At 42.6% G+C, this 17,364-nt stretch carries 21 protein-coding genes and 1 tRNA gene; 12 read left to right on the forward strand and 10 right to left on the reverse strand.

Going from position 1 to position 17,364, the window contains the following annotated elements:
* Positions 1–46: 46 nt before the first annotated feature.
* From BHR79_RS07455 to BHR79_RS07470, 4 genes are all read left to right on the forward strand, one after another.
* Positions 47–124: transfer RNA gene (locus tag BHR79_RS07455), tRNA-Arg, on the forward strand.
* Between the two features lie 167 nt (positions 125–291).
* Positions 292–567, forward strand: a complete 276-nt coding sequence (locus tag BHR79_RS07460; RefSeq protein WP_072359837.1) for a DUF1699 family protein — start codon at positions 292–294, stop codon at positions 565–567.
* A 152-nt stretch (positions 568–719) separates the two neighbouring features.
* Entirely contained in the window at positions 720–1,190 is a 471-nt protein-coding gene (locus BHR79_RS07465; RefSeq protein WP_280522254.1) for an N-acetyltransferase, read from the forward strand.
* A gap of 48 nt (positions 1,191–1,238) precedes the next feature.
* Positions 1,239–2,180 carry a DNA polymerase subunit beta gene (locus BHR79_RS07470; protein ID WP_072561749.1) on the forward strand — a complete coding sequence of 314 codons (942 nt, stop codon included), beginning with the start codon at positions 1,239–1,241 and terminating at the stop codon, positions 2,178–2,180.
* Here the strand turns inward: BHR79_RS07470 and BHR79_RS07475 are convergent, their stop codons facing one another.
* Together BHR79_RS07475 and mptA are read right to left on the reverse strand one after the other, a co-directional pair.
* Positions 2,181–2,492 carry a DUF2098 domain-containing protein gene (locus BHR79_RS07475; protein ID WP_072561750.1) on the reverse strand — a complete coding sequence of 104 codons (312 nt, stop codon included), beginning with the start codon at positions 2,490–2,492 and terminating at the stop codon, positions 2,181–2,183. It lies immediately after the preceding gene.
* Between the two features lie 14 nt (positions 2,493–2,506).
* A complete protein-coding gene (gene mptA / locus BHR79_RS07480; RefSeq protein WP_072561751.1) occupies positions 2,507–3,460 on the reverse strand; it encodes a GTP cyclohydrolase MptA in 954 nt (317 codons plus the stop codon).
* 245 nt (positions 3,461–3,705) lie between these two features.
* Between mptA and BHR79_RS07485 the strand changes: the two genes are divergently transcribed.
* Both BHR79_RS07485 and argB read left to right on the forward strand, forming a co-directional pair.
* Complete coding sequence (locus BHR79_RS07485) at positions 3,706–4,008, forward strand: non-histone chromosomal MC1 family protein (protein WP_072561752.1); 303 nt, start codon at positions 3,706–3,708, stop codon at positions 4,006–4,008.
* Positions 4,009–4,112: 104 nt separating this feature from the next.
* Positions 4,113–5,000, forward strand: coding sequence for an acetylglutamate kinase (gene argB, locus BHR79_RS07490; protein WP_072562342.1), 888 nt, complete (start codon positions 4,113–4,115; stop codon positions 4,998–5,000).
* Positions 5,001–5,004: 4 nt separating this feature from the next.
* Here the strand turns inward: argB and BHR79_RS07495 are convergent, their stop codons facing one another.
* Both BHR79_RS07495 and guaA read right to left on the reverse strand, forming a co-directional pair.
* Positions 5,005–6,045 carry an archaeosine biosynthesis radical SAM protein RaSEA gene (locus BHR79_RS07495; protein ID WP_072561753.1) on the reverse strand — a complete coding sequence of 347 codons (1,041 nt, stop codon included), beginning with the start codon at positions 6,043–6,045 and terminating at the stop codon, positions 5,005–5,007.
* On the reverse strand, positions 6,042–6,956 hold the full coding sequence (gene guaA, locus BHR79_RS07500; RefSeq protein WP_072562343.1) for a glutamine-hydrolyzing GMP synthase: 915 nt from the start codon (positions 6,954–6,956) through the stop codon (positions 6,042–6,044). Before guaA ends, BHR79_RS07495 begins: the two co-directional genes overlap by 4 nt.
* Positions 6,957–7,134: 178 nt before the next feature.
* Here guaA and recQ point away from each other — a divergent pair, with 178 nt between their 5' ends.
* A complete protein-coding gene (gene recQ, locus BHR79_RS07505) occupies positions 7,135–8,934 on the forward strand; it encodes a DNA helicase RecQ (protein ID WP_072561754.1) in 1,800 nt (599 codons plus the stop codon).
* An 11-nt stretch (positions 8,935–8,945) separates the two neighbouring features.
* On the opposite strand, the gene BHR79_RS07510 is transcribed toward recQ, so the two are convergent.
* Both BHR79_RS07510 and hxlA read right to left on the reverse strand, forming a co-directional pair.
* The gene (locus BHR79_RS07510) at positions 8,946–9,713 is read right to left on the reverse strand and encodes an A24 family peptidase C-terminal domain-containing protein (protein WP_072561755.1); all 768 of its coding nucleotides are present in this window, start codon (positions 9,711–9,713) and stop codon (positions 8,946–8,948) included.
* The gene (hxlA, locus tag BHR79_RS07515; protein ID WP_072561756.1) at positions 9,710–10,993 is read right to left on the reverse strand and encodes a 3-hexulose-6-phosphate synthase; all 1,284 of its coding nucleotides are present in this window, start codon (positions 10,991–10,993) and stop codon (positions 9,710–9,712) included. The genes BHR79_RS07510 and hxlA overlap by 4 nt, the downstream gene beginning before the upstream one ends.
* A gap of 278 nt (positions 10,994–11,271) precedes the next feature.
* Here hxlA and pyrB point away from each other — a divergent pair, with 278 nt between their 5' ends.
* Together pyrB and pyrI are read left to right on the forward strand one after the other, a co-directional pair.
* On the forward strand, positions 11,272–12,201 hold the full coding sequence (pyrB, locus tag BHR79_RS07520) for an aspartate carbamoyltransferase (RefSeq protein ID WP_072561757.1): 930 nt from the start codon (positions 11,272–11,274) through the stop codon (positions 12,199–12,201).
* Entirely contained in the window at positions 12,194–12,667 is a 474-nt protein-coding gene (gene pyrI / locus BHR79_RS07525) for an aspartate carbamoyltransferase regulatory subunit (protein WP_072561758.1), read from the forward strand. The genes pyrB and pyrI overlap by 8 nt, the downstream gene beginning before the upstream one ends.
* A gap of 1 nt (position 12,668) precedes the next feature.
* On the opposite strand, the gene dapB is transcribed toward pyrI, so the two are convergent.
* From dapB to BHR79_RS07545, 4 genes are all read right to left on the reverse strand, one after another.
* On the reverse strand, positions 12,669–13,460 hold the full coding sequence (dapB, locus tag BHR79_RS07530; RefSeq protein WP_072561759.1) for a 4-hydroxy-tetrahydrodipicolinate reductase: 792 nt from the start codon (positions 13,458–13,460) through the stop codon (positions 12,669–12,671).
* Positions 13,457–14,332: a 4-hydroxy-tetrahydrodipicolinate synthase gene (gene dapA, locus BHR79_RS07535; RefSeq protein WP_072561760.1), complete on the reverse strand. Its 876-nt coding sequence runs from the start codon at positions 14,330–14,332 to the stop codon at positions 13,457–13,459. The genes dapB and dapA overlap by 4 nt, the downstream gene beginning before the upstream one ends.
* 19 nt (positions 14,333–14,351) lie before the next feature.
* Positions 14,352–14,546: a 30S ribosomal protein S17e gene (locus tag BHR79_RS07540; protein ID WP_072561761.1), complete on the reverse strand. Its 195-nt coding sequence runs from the start codon at positions 14,544–14,546 to the stop codon at positions 14,352–14,354.
* A gap of 101 nt (positions 14,547–14,647) precedes the next feature.
* Positions 14,648–14,941, reverse strand: coding sequence for a hypothetical protein (locus BHR79_RS07545; RefSeq protein WP_072561762.1), 294 nt, complete (start codon positions 14,939–14,941; stop codon positions 14,648–14,650).
* Positions 14,942–15,079: 138 nt separating this feature from the next.
* Between BHR79_RS07545 and BHR79_RS07550 the strand changes: the two genes are divergently transcribed.
* The 3 genes from BHR79_RS07550 to BHR79_RS07560 all read left to right on the forward strand — a co-directional run bounded on the left by BHR79_RS07550 (position 15,080) and on the right by BHR79_RS07560 (position 17,360).
* Positions 15,080–16,351 (forward strand): adenylosuccinate synthase, encoded by a 1,272-nt coding sequence (locus BHR79_RS07550; protein ID WP_072562344.1) that lies wholly within the window; start codon positions 15,080–15,082, stop codon positions 16,349–16,351.
* Between the two features lie 147 nt (positions 16,352–16,498).
* On the forward strand, positions 16,499–16,948 hold the full coding sequence (locus BHR79_RS07555; RefSeq protein ID WP_072561763.1) for a 30S ribosomal protein S19e: 450 nt from the start codon (positions 16,499–16,501) through the stop codon (positions 16,946–16,948).
* A gap of 61 nt (positions 16,949–17,009) precedes the next feature.
* Positions 17,010–17,360, forward strand: a complete 351-nt coding sequence (locus BHR79_RS07560) for a DNA-binding protein (RefSeq protein ID WP_072359804.1) — start codon at positions 17,010–17,012, stop codon at positions 17,358–17,360.
* The last annotated feature ends 4 nt before the right edge of the window (positions 17,361–17,364 follow it).

The raw sequence follows: 17,364 nt of genomic DNA on the forward strand, positions 1-17,364 counted from the left end.
CAATAAGTATAAATGATTGTTTTTACATTCAGGATGTGTCGGAAGCGGGCGTGTGGCCTAGCCAGGATATGGCGGCAGCCTCCTAAGCTGTAAGTCAGGGGTTCAACTCCCTTCACGCCCGCCATTTTCTTATTATGTAACTCATTATTGTGTATTTCTTTTTATACTCAAGTTTGTAAATTCTTCTATTCTCTATTGTAATTAAATACTATGAAATACGAATTATATATTGTTATACAAAGAATACTATATGTATTTGTGCAATATCGATTAATTCATAGAGGTGAGTTGATGAGAATAAGGATGTTGAATTCCAAATATGAGATTGAAACGCTTAAAGAAGATGAAGAAGTTGTACATCTGTCTTTCAGGCCGAGCAATACGGATATTATGCAGATTATCACCAGGTGTAAGGGTTTAAAGGCTCTGCAATTGCCTTCATCCTACAGGAAAACTTTGTCAGATGTGGCAATTAAATTCCTTGAAATGGAAGATGTTGAGTTACTTGAAGGTGACCTGAAAAGTACTGGTATCTCAATGTATAAAGAAATCGATTCTGAAGAGTGATTATAGTTTTTATGATATTATTGTAATTTTTATATTATTTATCCCTGTCACTTATATCTCCCAGACAGGGTTATTACAATTTTGACTCGATATTTTTATTTATCTTTTTGTTCATTCGTACCATTCATGCTATTATTTTGGAGGAATCTAATATCCATAAGCAGTTACCGGGTCTAATTCGTAAGGCTGTAATTGAAGATGTAACTCCCATGAAAGACCTCATAAACAGCTATGCTAAAAAAGAAATTATGTTACCTCGCTCTGTCGGGGAACTGTATGAAAACATAAGGAACTTTTATGTTTATGAGGAAAATGGTGAAGTGATTGGTTGTTGTGCTCTTCAGGTTGTATGGGAAGATCTGGCAGAAATCCTTTCTTTTGCTGTTAAACCCGGGAGCACTGGAATGGGCATCGGCTCCATGCTACTGGATGCCAGTATCGAAGAAGGCAAAAACATCGGCGTGAAAAGAGCATTTACCCTTACTTACGTGCCAGAATTTTTTGAAAGACAGGGTTTTTCAAAAGTTGAAAAAGCATCACTTCCTCATAAGGTATGGGTCGGTTGCATAAAATGTCCAAAATTCCCCGATTGTAATGAAATTGCCTTGCTCAGGTATTTGTAATTTATTAATCATGATTTCCCTCTTGCATTTAATAAAGGAAGGCTATGGATGATCAGGACCAGATTAAGGGATTTTGTACGCACAGACGAAGACTGTTTATTTTCGGTAGTCGATTACTTCCACCCCGATGGTATAAGGGGAATACTAAGGTATGCTCCGGATGAGGAGGGAAATCGCTTTGCAAACGGAAAGAAGTACAGGAAATACGATTTCACCGATTCTTTTGATTACATGCGCAAGCATCACCCGGATTGGATAGCTGATGTACATATAATCCCACAGGAACGGGTTTCAGAAATTCTCAGCCCTGTAGACCGGCTACCTGAATTAGTTGACTCGGATGAACGAATCAAAACAATTGTTAAGGTTCTTTCTGATTCCGGTATACCTATGAGCAAACAGGGAGTTACCGGTTCAATCCTCCCTGGTTTACAAAATGACATGTCTGATATTGATTTTGTGGTTTACGGGCCGGCCTGGTTTAAAGCACGGGATACTATAAACAGAGCAAAAGTATCCGGTTGCCGTATTGAGGCAATCGATGAGAATATGTGGCAACGTATTTACAGAAAACGTTCTCCTGAAATTTCATATGATGAGTTTCTTCTGCATGAATTGAGAAAAGGAAATCGTGGAATGGTGGATGGCACCTATTTTGATCTCCTTTTCACAAGAGATTGGAGCCAGATACATCACCCCCTGGAAAGGGGTACAGATACTGAGCATATACAAATAAAAGCTACTGTTACAGATGCAACATTTGCTTTTGATAATCCTGCATTGTATAAAATTGATCATGAGGAGATCGATCATATCCTCTCATATACGCACACCTATTCGGGTCAGGCATTAGCAGGAGAACGAATAGATGCAAGGGGGGTGGTTGAGGAACTGGGGCATAAAAAAAGGCTTGTAGTAGGTACTTCAAGGGAGCCCCGGGGTGAATGGATTCGCTCCCTTACGTTGCTTGAGGAAGAAGGTTTATTGTAATCAGCCCCCTCCAGTGGACTGATATACATTCTCCAGGTTTCCTGAAGAGGTTTCCTCCTCCTGGCTGAGCAGGTAATCCTTGACATCGCTGGCACTGTATTCTTTTTCTCCCCTTTTTCCTACTTTTTCGCCTGATACTTTTAACGTATCGACCCTGTAGTAAAGCTCTGTGGTATTCATCAGGGCCCATGTGCCTTCATCATCTTCCTTTATATCAATAATCTCTCCCAGGGTTCCGGTATTGAGATATCTCGCCACCATGCCTTTTTCAAGGGGATGTCCATCGATGTCAGATGTTTCTACATGTTCCATTTATATTGCCTTCTTTAACTATTTGCAATCTCATCTTTGAGGTCACTGAAATCTGCAACCCTTTCTGCAAATGCATTATGCCTGTGTATGCTTTCCTCATTTATCTGCTTAATAGTTACGACAGCATCATCGGGCAGGTGGGGGAACTTTTCTACAACTTTCTGTGCCATTGTTCTCACACAGTCTTCGACGAATTTTGGATTTCTGTGAGCGGTTTCTACCACAAAAGCTTCGTCCTGGCGCTTTAGTAATTCGAAGACACTTGTACTCATGGATGTTTCGATAATCTTTATTATTTCTTCCAGGGACACTTCGACATCACAGTTTGTCTGGATAGATATTATACCCCTGCCGCGCTGATTGTGGGTGGGCATCGGCATCCTTTTGAGGAATAGGGATACGGTCTTCTCATCCACTCCAAGTTCTGTAAGTTCTTTCATGGCCTTATCCCGCATAATTTCCTGTGCACAGGGGCATGCGGTCATTCCTACAACTTCGGAACCAATAAGTTTCTTGACTTCTATGTTGTTTTCTTCATCACGGATTGCAATGGATTCTGCGAATATATCGACAACTTCCTGACATTGCATTTTGTTCACAGGTGCTTCACGTTTGATCACATACTCACTTTTCATTATCACTTCTGCCTGAGTGGCATATTCATGTCTTGTGAGAAGGTTCTGTGCAACATCGCCGCAAAGTTCTTCTATCTCATAAACAGGCATATTGACTGCCTTTTCGAGAACTTCGTCTATAGCTTCAAAATTACGTGAAAGGTTCGCTCCCTTTCTGTCAGAGGGCAGATCAACAAAAATATCAAAAGTAGATATAAGAACGATTGGCCTTTTATCTTTTCTCTTAATCTCTACCAGTTTTTTTACGTCGGTTACACCGACTCTGGTGAGGTTAATCGGTACTTTTGGTTTATTTGCCTGAACATCTGGTAAGTCTAATACTGGGAGTTTCATGTAAATGACCTCAAAACGGGTTATGTAAAATGAATCGGTGGGGTAATTTAAAACTATAATTGAAACTTATTCATAGCATGTAAATGTTTTGTTGACGAATTTATTGTATGTGTTTACTACTGTGCATTAACCCTTTTGGTTGATTTTCGGCCAAATCATTATCAAAAGGCAACATTAAAAGTTAATTATATATATAACAACATTACAATTAATCAATAACCGGTAACGGTGGACAAGGTGATCAAATGTCTAAGTCAGAACCGAGAAATTTTGTATTAAGGGATGAGAAAGGAAACGAACATGGGGTATTTACAGGAAAGCAACCAAGGCAGGCAGCTCTTAAAGTTGCAAACCGTGGTAAAGGCACCAAGAAAAACCCTGATAAAATCATGCTCCGTGAAAGGGGAACCAAGAAAGTACATATTTTCTATGGTTGGAAACAGGAAGTTGATGCTCCCAAGAACAAACCAGACTGGATGCCTGACAAAATCAACAAACCTTTTGTAAGAAAAGAAAAACCAGGCATAATCAAACTTGAGCAAGTCTGATTATTTCTATTCCTTTTTTATTATACTCATATAGGGGTAATCCCCTTATTTATCTATTTTTTCTTTACAAAAGGTTTAAAACATTGTTTTCCTATGTAGCCTTTATGTCAGAAGGCCACTATAAGAAGGAAAATATATTGATAGAAGCCCTTCCCTACATTCGTGATTTTTATGATTCTTTTATGGTTATAAAGGTTGGAGGGCACGCAATGGTAGATCCCGAAATAATGAGTGCAATTGTTGAGGACATTGTGCTACTCAGATTCGTGGGCATACATCCGGTTATCGTACATGGCGGCGGACCTGAAATTACTGAAAAAATGGAGCAGATGGGCAAGAAACCCGAATTTGTAGGCGGCTTGCGTATTACAGATGACGAGACTGTGGAAATTGCCCGTATGGTCCTTGTAGGCAGCATCAATACGAAAATTGTGTCCCTGATTGGTCAGCACGGTGCAAAAGGTGTGGGTCTTTCCGGTAAAGACGGGAAGATGATAATGGCACGCAAAAAACCTGCCCAGAAGATTATGATAGAGGATATTGAACATAGTGTGGACCTGGGGTGGGTTGGAGAGACCGAGATAATCAATCCGGAATTGATCCATATAGTTACAGAACAGGGCTATATACCTGTGATTTCCCCGATTGCTGTGGATAATGAGGGCAATGCCCTAAATATCAATGCAGATACGGTTGCCGGAGATATTGCCAAATCCCTGCAGGCCAAGAAACTCATTCTAATGACTGATGTGGCAGGACTTATGAGGGACCCTTCAGACACTACCACAAGGATTTCACGGGTACTGGCACCCCAGGTAGAGGATCTGATTGATGAGGGAATTATTGGTGGGGGTATGATCCCCAAAATGCGCAGTGCATCCACAAGTGTGGAAAACGGTGTAGAAAGGGTTCATATAATAAATGGAAGTGTGCCCCATTCCATCCTTCTGGAACTGTTTACAGATGGCGGGATAGGCACTATGGTATTCTAAGTTTTCAGGATTTGATGGGACAACCAAAGGTTAACCCGTCAAGTTCCAGTATCTTTTCCCATTCTTCCTTGCAATCACAGTTGAGATTTTCCAATATTGCGATATCCTGCGTAAGGGAATAATCCCTGATTGCATCGGCAACCATGTGGCTGCATTCCCTGCAGTTATGAGGTCCACGCTTTGAACCGGCTCCGACGGGATCGGAGGTGATCACAAGATCGGGGTGCTTCTTTTTGGACTCGGTGAGTATTCTGACAATACTCCATAGCCAGGGTGGTCTGTATTGGTTTCTTTCCCAGAGGCGTTCCACAAAAGTTCCTCTCTGGACATTGCACAGGTTTATGGATACCGTGTCAACCAGATCGGCAATATCATCTACCGTATCTATAATGTCATCCATTCCTTCGGTTTCTGACAAAAATGGTGGTTTGAGAAGCAGGTATGCCTTAACAGTAACATCATTCTCATGAGCAAGTTGTGCCGCACGGGAAAAACCTGCATAGGTAAATCCCTTGTTTATCGAACGTTTGCGTATCACATCATTGCTTGTCTCAAGACCAATAGCGACTTCAAAACCGGTGTCTTGGAGCACTTCTGTGCAGGAAGTAAGGGTATCTTCTGTTACAAATTCAGGCCGGGTTTCTACAATTACTTTCTTGATCCTTTTGTCTGCTTCCAGTTTATTCAGTAGGTTTTTTCTGACTTGTGCATCAATTTCCTTTTCATCCAGGAAACTGCCGGATGTGAATATTTTAACTATGAATTCCTGCAATCCGGAAGAACGCCCAAGTGCTTTTTCGTACTGCTGCAAGAGTTCTTCAGCTGACGGGGGTGTGGAGGCTCTGTCATAAACAAAACCACACATGGTACACCCTCCTTTTATCCCCCACCAGCATCCACTGGTCTTGAAAATAAGGGTAAGGGTATCTGTTACTTCTCCCTGAAGAAGATCTCTGCCTGTCCAGACAGCAGCAGGCTCATTGTTTGGAGCCTTTTTAATGCGTTGCTGCTGTCTAATTTCCAGTATTCTATCATTAAGATTCATTCGAACTCGATTGTAGCAGGTGGTTTTGGTGTTATGTCATAGACAACTCTTGCTGCAGTGGGGATTTCCCCGGTTATGCGTGAGCTGATTTTCCTGAGGGTATTCCAAGGCAATTCCAGGGCTTCTGCGGTCATACCATCCCTCGAACCGACTGCGCGCACTGCAACGATCCAGCCGTGTACCCTGAGGTCGCCTTTTACGCCGGTCCCTTTGCCCAAGACCGCCGCGAATGTCTGCCAGGGGCAGAACTGTTCAAGCAGTTCTTCTTCCACAATCGCATTTGCTTCTCTTACAACATCGACCTTTTCTCTTGTAACTTCCCCGATTATCCTGACTGAAAGACCCGGCCCAGGGAATGGCATTCTTTCACATATCTCTTCTGGCAGACCAAGCGCATGGGCGACTTCCCTCACTTCATCCTTGTAGAGGTCATCAATGGGTTCTATGATGTGTTTAAAATTAATGTGTTCGGGCAGTCCGCCTACGTTGTGATGAGATTTGATACCACCATCGGATTCAATCTTATCCGGGTATATGGTTCCCTGGATCAGACATTCTGCCTCAACATCGAGCGCTTCTTCTTCAAACACACGAATAAAAGTCTCACCAACAGCTTTTCTTTTTTCTTCAGGGTCCTTTATTCCCACCAAACTATCAAGAAAACGATCTTTTGCATCGATTATTTGGAGATTCATGTCACCGAATATTTCCTTTATTCTTTCGGTTTCACCTTTTCTCATAAGGCCCGTATCTATATAGATCGGTATCAGATTATCACCAATTGCACGGTGTGCAAGGACTGCACATACGGAACTGTCAACACCTCCCGAGAGGGCGATGATAGTTTTGCCCTGCGCTTTGGCTTTAATTTTCTCGATTGCTTTTGGAATGAATTTTTCGGTTTTTACCATGAAAGGAAACTCCATATGGTTTATGATGATTTGTGCTTACTAGGTATTTGGTATAACTTAATCGTATCGATGCAATTTTTAATTTATATAGATATGTTTTCCGGTTGGCAACTTTTGCAATTAATACTTTCAATCCGCTATTTACAGCTTTATATGCATTCAGCACAATCTATGTAGCATGCGGCAAACCCTCTACGACTATTTTGGTTATGACAAATTTCGACCCCTGCAGGAAAATATTATTCAGGATGTGCTGGATAAAAAAGATGTATTTGTATTGATGCCAACCGGCGGTGGCAAATCTTTGTGTTACCAGTTGCCTTCCCTGCTTATGGAGGGTGTTACTGTCGTTGTGTCCCCTTTGATATCCCTTATGAAAGATCAGGTTGACAGGTTGCTTTCACGTGGCATTGCCGCTGCCTACATGAACAGTACACTTGATAGTTCTGAAATGAGCCATGTTAAGGATTCTCTAATAAGGGGAAAGCTCGATCTTCTCTATGTGGCCCCCGAAAGACTGGCTATGCCGTCCACTCTTAAATTGCTTGCAAAAGCAAATGTAAATCTTTTTGCCGTTGATGAAGCACATTGTATATCCCAGTGGGGGCATGATTTCAGACCTGAATACAGAAAATTAGGTGCCCTGCGCTCCGGTTTTCCAGATGTTCCTCTAATAGCACTTACAGCTACTGCGACTCCTGCAGTTGCCCGTGATATAACAAAACAACTCAATATGGTCAGGTCTGAAAAGTATGTAGCAAGTTTTAATCGGACCAACCTTTATTATGAGGTTAAATCAGGGGAGAATGCAGATCAACAAATCACATCATACCTGCGCTCTCATCCTGAATCCTCCGGGATTATTTATTGCCAGACACGAAAATCCGTAGAAGGACTTGCTGGCAGACTGAAAAAATTAGGAGTCAATGCGGCATTCTATCATGCCGGGATGTCAGATGAACTGAGACACCGTGCTCAGGAAAAGTTCCTGAATGGTACTATAAGGGTAGTTGTGGCAACAGTTGCATTTGGGATGGGCATCGATAAGTCCAATGTACGTTTTGTCATGCATTATGACCTGCCAGCGGACCTGGAAAGTTATTATCAGCAAACCGGCAGGGGTGGCAGGGACGGGCAACCCTGTGATTGTATCCTTTTTTTCAAGAGAGGGGATTGGTATAAACAGCAATACTTTATTGAACAGATGTCTTCTAAAAAAGAACGTGAAATTGCCCTTTCCAAGTTACGCCTAATGATGGATTACTGTGAAACAGTCACCTGTAGAAGGAAAATCTTACTCGAATACTTCGGAGAATCCACCGAAAAAGATTGTGGCTATTGTGACGTTTGCCTTAACCCGCCACAGCAGGTGGATGTTACAGAAGATGCATTAATTATTTTTAAGTGCATAAAGGAGTTGAACCAGAAATTCGGGGCAACACATGTTGCATCGGTAATTGCAGGTTCAAAGGCTAAAAAAATTGTGTCATGTGGTCACCACCGACTCCATTGTCATGGTAATGGTTCCCACAATCCGCAAGATTACTGGAAAGACCTTTCTCATCGGCTCTCTTCCCTGGGATTTCTGGAAGTGAAAGGTGGAAGATATCCGGTCTTAAAATTAAATAAGAAAAGTCGTGCGACTCTCAATGATGGTGCTAATGTAATTGTACCTCAATCATCTGCTGCAACAAATTCAAAGAAAAAACCAGCCGGGCAAAGCAAGGTTTCTTCGAAGTCATCTACTGTTGATTGTGAATATTCGAAGTTATTTGAAAAACTGCGCAGACTCAGGTTGCAATTTGCAAAAAGGGATAATGTGCCACCCTACATTGTCTTTGCGGATACCAGTTTGAAGCAGATGGCTTCCAGCAAACCCCAAACTGCAAACCAGATGCTCACCATAACAGGAGTCGGTAAATGCAAACTTGAAAAATACGGTGATGCTTTTTTGTCAGAGATCAAAAGTTTTTGTTGAGGGCTTGTTTGTCAGGCCATGAAGTATAAAGTGAGTTTAAAGATCAGGTCGCCGTAAAATACAGCTGCTAAAAAACCGGCGGTTATCGGGACTATAAAAGGTAAACCCGGGGTAACCCACACCATGTTGTTGATAAGTCCCTTCTTTGAATAGCCCCTGAGTTCTTCAAGAGTTTCTCTATCGATTTCCTTACCGCTTCTCCTGAAATAGGTATGAAGGTTGCCATTTTCATCTTTTTCGTACTGCTGCATGAGTTTTACATGCCTGTTTTCAAGTTTTCCTATAGGTGCCCGGTAGCCTATAAACATAAAATAAGGTTTTTTGAGGGTGGTTTTAACGTCAGGCCGGCTCAGGTTATAGATAAAAAGCCCCAGGGGCACTATTATTGTCAGGAGTATTGAATTACCAAATACTGTAAAGGTAAAAAAGTTCATTATCGAAATACCTTCTGTGGGGAAATAGTTTCCTCCCATAGTAAATGCCGGATAGAAAGGAAACACAATGGACATTACCATCAACAATTTGGCGTCTGCACCACCGAATGCTCCCAGATAGAACAGGACGTAGGAAAAAACAAAAATTAGTCCAAAGGAGATAGCCATTTGCATAAGATATGTAACCGGGCTGGATGAACTTGCAAGTTCATAAACTATAAAGGGAGAAAAGGCCGCCAGCATAATTACCCATACCCTGTTGCCTACCCTGCGCTCCTTTATGTCCCTGTAGGAGGCATAGGAGAGAAATGCCAGGCATAGCAGTATCTTGGCAATCACTATCATTTTTGCTTCTCCCACTTTTTGAGTTTAAGGATTTCGGAAAGTGTCCCTCCCCTACGTATTTCATCAAATAATCTTTCTTCAGTTTTTTGTACTTCCTTTGCTCGCCTTGCAATCTCGTATGCTCTTTCTGCAGGTACTACAACAACCCCGTTATCATCACCGATGATGTAATCGCCGGGTTTGACCTTTTGCCCCCCACAGTTGATCAGCGCATTAACTTCCCCAAACCCTTTGGGATCGCCTGCATTTGGTACATTTGAAGTGGCAAATACCGGAAGTCCGATTTTGCGTATCTCTTCTATATCTCTTACCGCTCCATCGACCACAACGCCTGCGATACCACGGTTTAGGCTGCTCTGGGTTGCCAGTCCCCCCCAGGGTGCGATATCAGAACTTCCATTATAAATTACTATTACATTGCCTTCTTTTGCTTCATCTATCGCTTCCACTGTTTTGGCCCAATCGCCCTCGAATGTCTGCACCGTTATAGCCGGCCCTACCATTTTGGTATCATTTAGCATGGGCTTGATGTTTTTCATGGCACCTTGTCGGTGCATGGCATCTGAAATATTGGGAGTGGAAATTTCCATGAACAATTTGCGTATTTCTTCGTCCATATCGAGTTTTTGTGCCTGATCTAATTGTGGATTATCTACACTATGGCGAATCTTTTTGGAGGCTTCTGTTACATTATCAGAGCGAATTATATTGCCGCCCACAATAACAATATCAGCACCTGCTTCTACAGACAGGGCTGCAGTCTGCTCATCCAGTCCACCTGCTACAGCAATATCAGCCCTGATTTTGGAGGCAATCTCAAAAACAAGATCTACCGGTGTTTTCCCGGTCATCTGCTGGTCTATTCCCATGTGGATATTAATGATGTCCACACCTATCCTGTCCAATTCTACAGCCCTTTGAACAGGTTTGGGGGTGCTAATGAGGTCTGCCATGAGTCGAACTCCATATTTTCGCGCGGCCAGGAGTGCATCTTTAATCGTTGAGTCATCGGCTGTTGCCATAACCATAACAATATCTGCACCGGCTTTTGCAGCCATTTCAACTTCAAGGCTTCCGGTATCTGCAATTTTCATATCTGCCACGATGGTGTGTGCGGGAAATTTTTTCCTGAGAGTACGAATTGCGTCCATGCCCTCGCTTTTTATGAGGGGAGTTCCGATTTCTATCCAGTCGATATCTCCCTTGACTGCTTCTTTAGCAATCTGCACAGCTCTATCTATTTCCAAAATATCAAGAGCAAGCTGGATTATGGTTTTAATAGGATCACCTTGTTAATTTTTATTTGTAATTATTGGTAATGATTTCTCCAGGCTGGAGAATAGAAGTGAATCACTATAAAGTTTTCCAGATTAGTCTTTGATGTTGTCTTGAAGACTTATCATTATGTCTACGGGCGGAATCAAATAGTAAGGAATATGATAATTGGCAATAAGTTTATACGCTATCCGCAAATAATCGCATAGGAATAAAAAACGCCTGCAGTTGATTACTATGAAACTAATCTCTAAAGTTTTAATCTACAAGGAGCTGTATTTTGATGTCATTTGAGCATATGCATATCATTTCTATGAAGGAATTCACACGGGATATGATTGACCATGTTCTGGAGGTCGCCGAAGAAATGGAACCAATTGCCAGGTCAAAGTCAAGTTCCGACCTCCTAAAAGGCAAGGTGCTTGGTGTCCTGTTTTTTGAGCCCAGCACCCGTACAAGGATGTCTTTTGAGGCTGCTATGATGCGACTTGGCGGGGAAGTGCTAAGTCTTGGTTCGGTTGATGCAAGTTCTGTTGCAAAGGGTGAAACCCTTGCTGATACCATAAGGGTTGTAGCCGGTTACAGTAATGCCATTGTACTGCGCCACCCAATGGAAGGTGCTGCACGACTGGCTTCTGAATTTTCTGCAGTACCGATACTCAATGCAGGCGATGGTGCCGGCCATCATCCTACACAGACGTTTCTCGATCTTTACACTATCAAGCGCGAAAGCCATCTTGAAGGTTTAAAAGTAGCTCTTGCAGGAGATCTCAAATATGGCAGAACTGTACATTCGCTTTGCTATGCCCTTTCTCTTTATGGTGCCGAGATAACCCTTGTGTCCCCACCGGAACTTTCAATGCCTTCAGAGATTATCGAGGATCTGAAAAAGAAAAATATTAAGGTAATAGAGGAGAGTTCCATTGAAGATGCCATACAGGATGTGGAGGTGCTTTATATGACACGGATACAGAAAGAACGTTTTCCTGATCCGGCAGAATATCAGAAAGTCGCTAATCGCCTCCAGATTACACCTGAAGTATTGAAAAATGCGAAGAAGAACCTGCGGATCATGCATCCTCTCCCCCGAACAAACGAAATCACCCCTCAAGTTGACAAAACGGCCCATGCTTCATACTTCGACCAATCTTTTTATGGTGTTCCAATAAGAATGGCTTTACTTTGTCTTGTTATGGGGTGTTTGAATGAGTGACGTGTCGACAAAAGAAATTCGTGTACAACCCATATGTTCAGGGACAGTCATTGACCATATTACCGCCGGTCAGGCTCTCAACGTTCTCAAGATTCTGGGTATAACCGGAACTTCCTGGGGAATTGTCAGTATCCTGATTAATGCTCCCAGTTCATATGGAAAAAAAGATGTGGTCAAGATAGAGGGGCGTGAACTTCTGAGTAGTGAGGTGGATAAAATCTCTCTTATTTCTCCTGGTGCGACCATCAATATAATCCGGGACTATGATGTTCAGGAAAAGAATCAGGTGGGCATACCCTCGCATGTAGAAGGTGTTGTAAAATGTATCAATCCAAATTGCATTTCCAACAGTAATGAACCCATAGAATCTAAATTTGATGTGGATACCGTGGAAGGTAAAATCGAATTACGTTGTGGCTATTGCGAAAGAGTGATCTGTGAAAATATTGCAGATCATCTCCTTTAATTTATAGTCCCAGGATATCTTCCATGGAATAAATGCCGGATTTTTTATCTTTTAACCATATTGCAGCTTTTACAGCACCTGCGGCGAATGCATCGCGAGAATGTGCCTGGTGTTTAATTTCAATCCTTTCGCCTTCTCCGGCAAAAAGAATCGTGTGGTCACCGGCAATATCTCCTCCACGGATTGCATGAATGCCAATTTCATTTTTACGAGGTGCGTTGCCCTGACGGCCAAATATGTACTCTTCACGCCCAACAGCTTTACCGATAACCTCTGCAGCCCTCATTGCAGTTCCACTTGGTGCGTCTTTTTTGCGGTTATGGTGTGCTTCAATGACTTCTATGTCGTAATCGGGAAGGTATTTGGCCGCTTCCTCGATAATCTTGAAAAATACATTGACACCAACTGCATAATTTGGAGCAATAACGGCTGATACACCGTTTTTAAGGATACTTTCTTCTATTGTTTCCTTTTGTTCTTCGCTAAAACCGGTAGTCCCGATAATAAGGTTTACACCACTTGCGGCGACGATTGGTGCGTTGGAAGCAGTTGCTGCTGCAATGGTAAAATCAATCAGGACGTCGGTTTTGCTTTCTTTGAGGATTTCTCCAAGATCTTCTACGCTGGTAATTGAAACCCCGAGGTTCCCTGCACCTGCCACATCTCCTGCATCTTCACCGAGCTTATTCAGGTCAAATGCAGAGGACAGTTCAATACCTTCGCTTCTGGTGATGTTCTGTATTATCAGGCCACCCATTTTCCCTGAGGCTCCGATTACTCCTGCCCGTATCATTTGAGACACCCAATTCCTCTTAATGCTTCTTCCAGTATCCTTTCATTCTCCGGCATGATGGGCGCCAGTGGTGCTCTCAACGGACCCGCAGGCATGCCTATCATTTCCATTGCACGTTTAACAGGTATAGGATTGGTTTCAGTAAACAGGGCGCGTATTAGGGGTGCAAGTTCATAATGTTTTTTCCTGGCAGCTGCCATGTCGCCTGTAAGGGCGGCTTCTACCATTTCGGACATTATATTTGGAACTACATTTGCAACAACGGAAATTACTCCTACTCCGCCCAGGGCGACAATAGGATAGGTCAGTCCATCCTCCCCGGAAATAACGCTGAAATCTTCATCCACTGTTTTTTCGATTATCTCTGAGATTTTGGGAATACTTCCACTTGCTTCTTTGATCGCAACGATATTGTCAATCTTGGCAAGCTCGATAATTACTTCCAGTGGGATATCCTGTCCGGTTCTGGAAGGTACATTGTATAATATGATGGGGATGTCTGCTGCTTCTGCTACTGCAGTGAAGTGACGGACCAGTCCTGCATTATTGGGCTTGTTGTAGTATGGGGATATGATGAGTGCTCCCCCGGCCCCGGCATCGGCAGCATGTTTTGTAAGTTCTACGGCTTCAACTGTATTGTTTGATCCGGTTCCCGCAATTACCGGTACATTGGCACATTCCACTGCAGTATTGATCACTTTTTTGTGTTCAACAGTAGAAAGGGTGGCGGATTCGCCTGTTGTTCCGCAAGCCACAACTCCGCTGACGCCTCCCTCTTCAGCATATCTTATGTTTTGTTTAAGACCACTGATGTCAATGGTATTGTCTTTTGTGAACGGGGTTATAAGAGCCGGTAGAACTCCTTCAAACATAAAAAAACCAGCTCCGGTTTCACTCGTGTCTCTTGTGATTGATCTTTCTTGTCACGTAGCCTGCAACACGGTTTCTGATTACTTTACTTTCGATTGTGGTGTATTTCGTAACAAGGCTCTTGTTATCATCGAAATTAGATGTGAATACATTTCCATGGTTTGTAAGCAGACGTGAGGTTATGTTCTTAATATTGTTTTGTCTAATATTTCCCATAATTGGTAACTCCATATAGTTGGATAGGGTATAGTTAATTCTTCTTTTTTGAACCAGCTTTAGATATTTATAACTTTTGGATATTGTAGTGTGTTATAAGTTCACTGCTGCAGGTCGGTTTTACCCATCATTCTTTCGGTTGCAGTTGCGTCATTGAACACTTTTTCCCTCGTACCTTTTTTATTCAGGAACATGCCAATCAGCACTAATAATAGTCCTATATTTGGATTTAGGGGTGTGATAACAGCGCCTAACAGTACGATTGTGGATGCGGCAATTCCTTTCATAGCTCCTTTTCGATATGATTCGAAACTAGTGCGGCGATAGATTCTTATGTCTCGCAATGTCAGGAATAATACCACGAAATATGCTGCAATTGCAATATATACATACATGTGTTACCTAGATTGAATTTTTTGATTATAAATCTTCTTAAAAGGATTGGTTTGCTTTTGTTCTGCCCTTGTATACTTTCTACGGCCATGGCTTCCCAGACAAAACATTATTATGGATATAATGCAATCCTGTCAACCATGTTCACGATTATTACCGGTGCCCAATTCGGTGATGAGGGCAAAGGCAAGGTAGTAGACCTGATGGCCGGTGACTATGACATTGTTGCCAGGTTTCAAGGCGGCGATAATGCAGGTCACACTGTCAAGGTTAAGGATGAGATATATAAATTACATCTAATTCCCTCTGGTTTTCTTCTTGATAGCCGGGTGCTCATTGGACCGGGTACGGTTCTGAATCCGGAAGTTATGGTAGAAGAGATACGGATGCTTGAAGAGGCTGGTGTGAAAGTATCTGCTGAAAAACTGGGTATTGATGGCAAGACAAGCATAATCATGCCTTATCACATAGAACTTGATGGTCTCAAGGAAGCTACCCGTTCGGAAAAGATCGGTACCACGAAAAGAGGTATTGGTTTTGCCTATATTGATAAGATTGCAAGGGATGAAGTTCATTTTTCCGACCTGATCGATGAAAAACGCCTTATGCAACGTCTTTCAGATCTTGCTTCCCATAAGGAAGAGGAAATTAATGCAATGGGTGGTGATCCTTCCATTGTAACGGAAAGTTCTCTTGTGGACAGGTATATTTCCCTGGGCAGGGAACTAGCTCCTTATATTGCCGATGTTTCCTATGAGATTAATACTGCGCTGGATGAAGGTAAAAATGTACTTGCCGAAGGGGCACAGGGTAGTCATCTGGATGTAATTCACGGTACACAAAAATTTGTAACTTCTTCAAGTACCATTGCGGGCTCAGCATGTGCCAATCTTGGTGTAGGCCCGACTCGTGTGAATGAAGTACTTGCCATCGTTAAATCTTATATTACACGTGTGGGAGCAGGTCCGCTCCCTACTGAACAGGAAGGTGATGCAGGCCAGCACCTGCATGATGTAGGCCATGAATTTGGTACCACTACAGGCAGATCAAGGCGGTGTGGATGGTTTGATATGCCTCTTGCTAAAAAGTCAGTCTACCTGAATGGTTATACTTCCATAGCTCTTACAAAATTGGATGTACTGACAGGTCTTGACCCTGTAAAAATATGTGTTGGCTATGAATTGGATGGTAAAGTGATTGGTTATCCGCCGGAAGATACTTCAAAACTTGCAAGATGTGTGCCTGTTTATGAAGATATGGAAGGCTGGGATACAGATTTAACTTCTGTAGCTGGTTATGAGGACCTGCCCCAAAAAGCCCGGGAATACGTTGAACGCCTTGAAAAATTGATGGGAATCCCGGTTAAATATATCTCTGTGGGACCAGGAAGGGAACAAACGTTCATGAAATAAAGGTTTGGAACGCTTTCGATCCAAAAACCATATATATGAACCGATAGATTTAAGAGTCTTATTCCAGTGCATATACAGACGCGTTTCAAAGTGAATGTCAGTCGTAAACGTTATGCCTGATGCTATCTTTATTTGAAGGAGGATAGAATGACTACAGCATATGATGTCCCTGCTAATGATATTATCAAAAAGACAGCAGAGAAACTTAAAGAAAATGAGAAGATCCAACCTCCGGAATGGGCAGCCTATGTGAAGACCGGTGCACACAGAGAACTTCCTCCAGTGGAAGATGACTGGTGGTATACTCGCTGTGCTGCGGTCCTCAGAAGGATATATACTGACGGTCCGGTAGGTGTACAGAGACTTCGTTCCATATACGGAGGAAAGAAAGCAAAGCGTGTAACCCCTGCTAAGAAAGCAAAGGGTAGCGGTGCAGTTGCCCGTACAATAGCTCAGCAGCTTGAAGATGCCGGTTTTGTAAAGAAACAGAAGGCAGGTAGGGTTGCATCTCCAGCAGGAAAGTCTTTGCTTGACAATACAGCTAATGAAATCAAGAAAGAACTGGTTTCTGAAATTCCCGAGATGCAAAAGTACTAAATGTAATTATAATCCGGGTTGGCTAATAAAGCCAGTTCTTCTTTAAAAGGGGTTTTATACCATGGCAGATGATCTCGAAGCAATCCGCAGGAAAAGGCTTGAAGAAATGCAGAGGCAGCAAGCCTCCCAGCAAGAAAACAATCCACAGGCTGCATACCAGCAGGAGCAAGCACAGGCAGAAAGGGAAGCAAAGATTCATGCTGTCCTTCGCCAGGTCACGACACCCGAAGCAAGGGAACGCCTTACAAGGTTGAAAATGTCTCGCAAAGAACTGGCAGAACAGGTCGAATCCCAGATTGTGGGGCTAGCTCAGAGTGGCCGGTTGCAATCCACCATTGATGATGAGAAAATGAAAGCCTTGCTTACCCGGATGCAACCCAAAAAACATGATCCCAAGATCACAAGACTGTAATCGG

Source organism: Methanohalophilus halophilus (assembly GCF_001889405.1).
GTDB classification, from domain to species: domain Archaea; phylum Halobacteriota; class Methanosarcinia; order Methanosarcinales; family Methanosarcinaceae; genus Methanohalophilus; species Methanohalophilus halophilus.

Coding starts and splice junctions, on each gene's coding strand:
- BHR79_RS07460 (WP_072359837.1), top strand. CDS start 292: ATGAGAATAAGGATGTTGAATTCCAAATATGAGATTGAAACGCTTAAA.
- BHR79_RS07470 (WP_072561749.1), top strand. CDS start 1,239: ATGATCAGGACCAGATTAAGGGATTTTGTACGCACAGACGAAGACTGT.
- BHR79_RS07475 (WP_072561750.1), bottom strand. CDS start 2,492: ATGGAACATGTAGAAACATCTGACATCGATGGACATCCCCTTGAAAAA.
- mptA (WP_072561751.1), bottom strand. CDS start 3,460: ATGAAACTCCCAGTATTAGACTTACCAGATGTTCAGGCAAATAAACCA.
- BHR79_RS07485 (WP_072561752.1), top strand. CDS start 3,706: ATGTCTAAGTCAGAACCGAGAAATTTTGTATTAAGGGATGAGAAAGGA.
- argB (WP_072562342.1), top strand. CDS start 4,113: ATGTCAGAAGGCCACTATAAGAAGGAAAATATATTGATAGAAGCCCTT.
- BHR79_RS07495 (WP_072561753.1), bottom strand. CDS start 6,045: ATGAATCTTAATGATAGAATACTGGAAATTAGACAGCAGCAACGCATT.
- guaA (WP_072562343.1), bottom strand. CDS start 6,956: ATGGTAAAAACCGAAAAATTCATTCCAAAAGCAATCGAGAAAATTAAA.
- recQ (WP_072561754.1), top strand. CDS start 7,135: ATGCGGCAAACCCTCTACGACTATTTTGGTTATGACAAATTTCGACCC.
- BHR79_RS07510 (WP_072561755.1), bottom strand. CDS start 9,713: ATGATAGTGATTGCCAAGATACTGCTATGCCTGGCATTTCTCTCCTAT.
- pyrB (WP_072561757.1), top strand. CDS start 11,272: ATGTCATTTGAGCATATGCATATCATTTCTATGAAGGAATTCACACGG.
- pyrI (WP_072561758.1), top strand. CDS start 12,194: ATGAGTGACGTGTCGACAAAAGAAATTCGTGTACAACCCATATGTTCA.
- dapB (WP_072561759.1), bottom strand. CDS start 13,460: ATGATACGGGCAGGAGTAATCGGAGCCTCAGGGAAAATGGGTGGCCTG.
- dapA (WP_072561760.1), bottom strand. CDS start 14,332: ATGTTTGAAGGAGTTCTACCGGCTCTTATAACCCCGTTCACAAAAGAC.
- BHR79_RS07540 (WP_072561761.1), bottom strand. CDS start 14,546: ATGGGAAATATTAGACAAAACAATATTAAGAACATAACCTCACGTCTG.
- BHR79_RS07545 (WP_072561762.1), bottom strand. CDS start 14,941: ATGTATGTATATATTGCAATTGCAGCATATTTCGTGGTATTATTCCTG.
- BHR79_RS07550 (WP_072562344.1), top strand. CDS start 15,080: ATGTTCACGATTATTACCGGTGCCCAATTCGGTGATGAGGGCAAAGGC.
- BHR79_RS07555 (WP_072561763.1), top strand. CDS start 16,499: ATGACTACAGCATATGATGTCCCTGCTAATGATATTATCAAAAAGACA.
- BHR79_RS07560 (WP_072359804.1), top strand. CDS start 17,010: ATGGCAGATGATCTCGAAGCAATCCGCAGGAAAAGGCTTGAAGAAATG.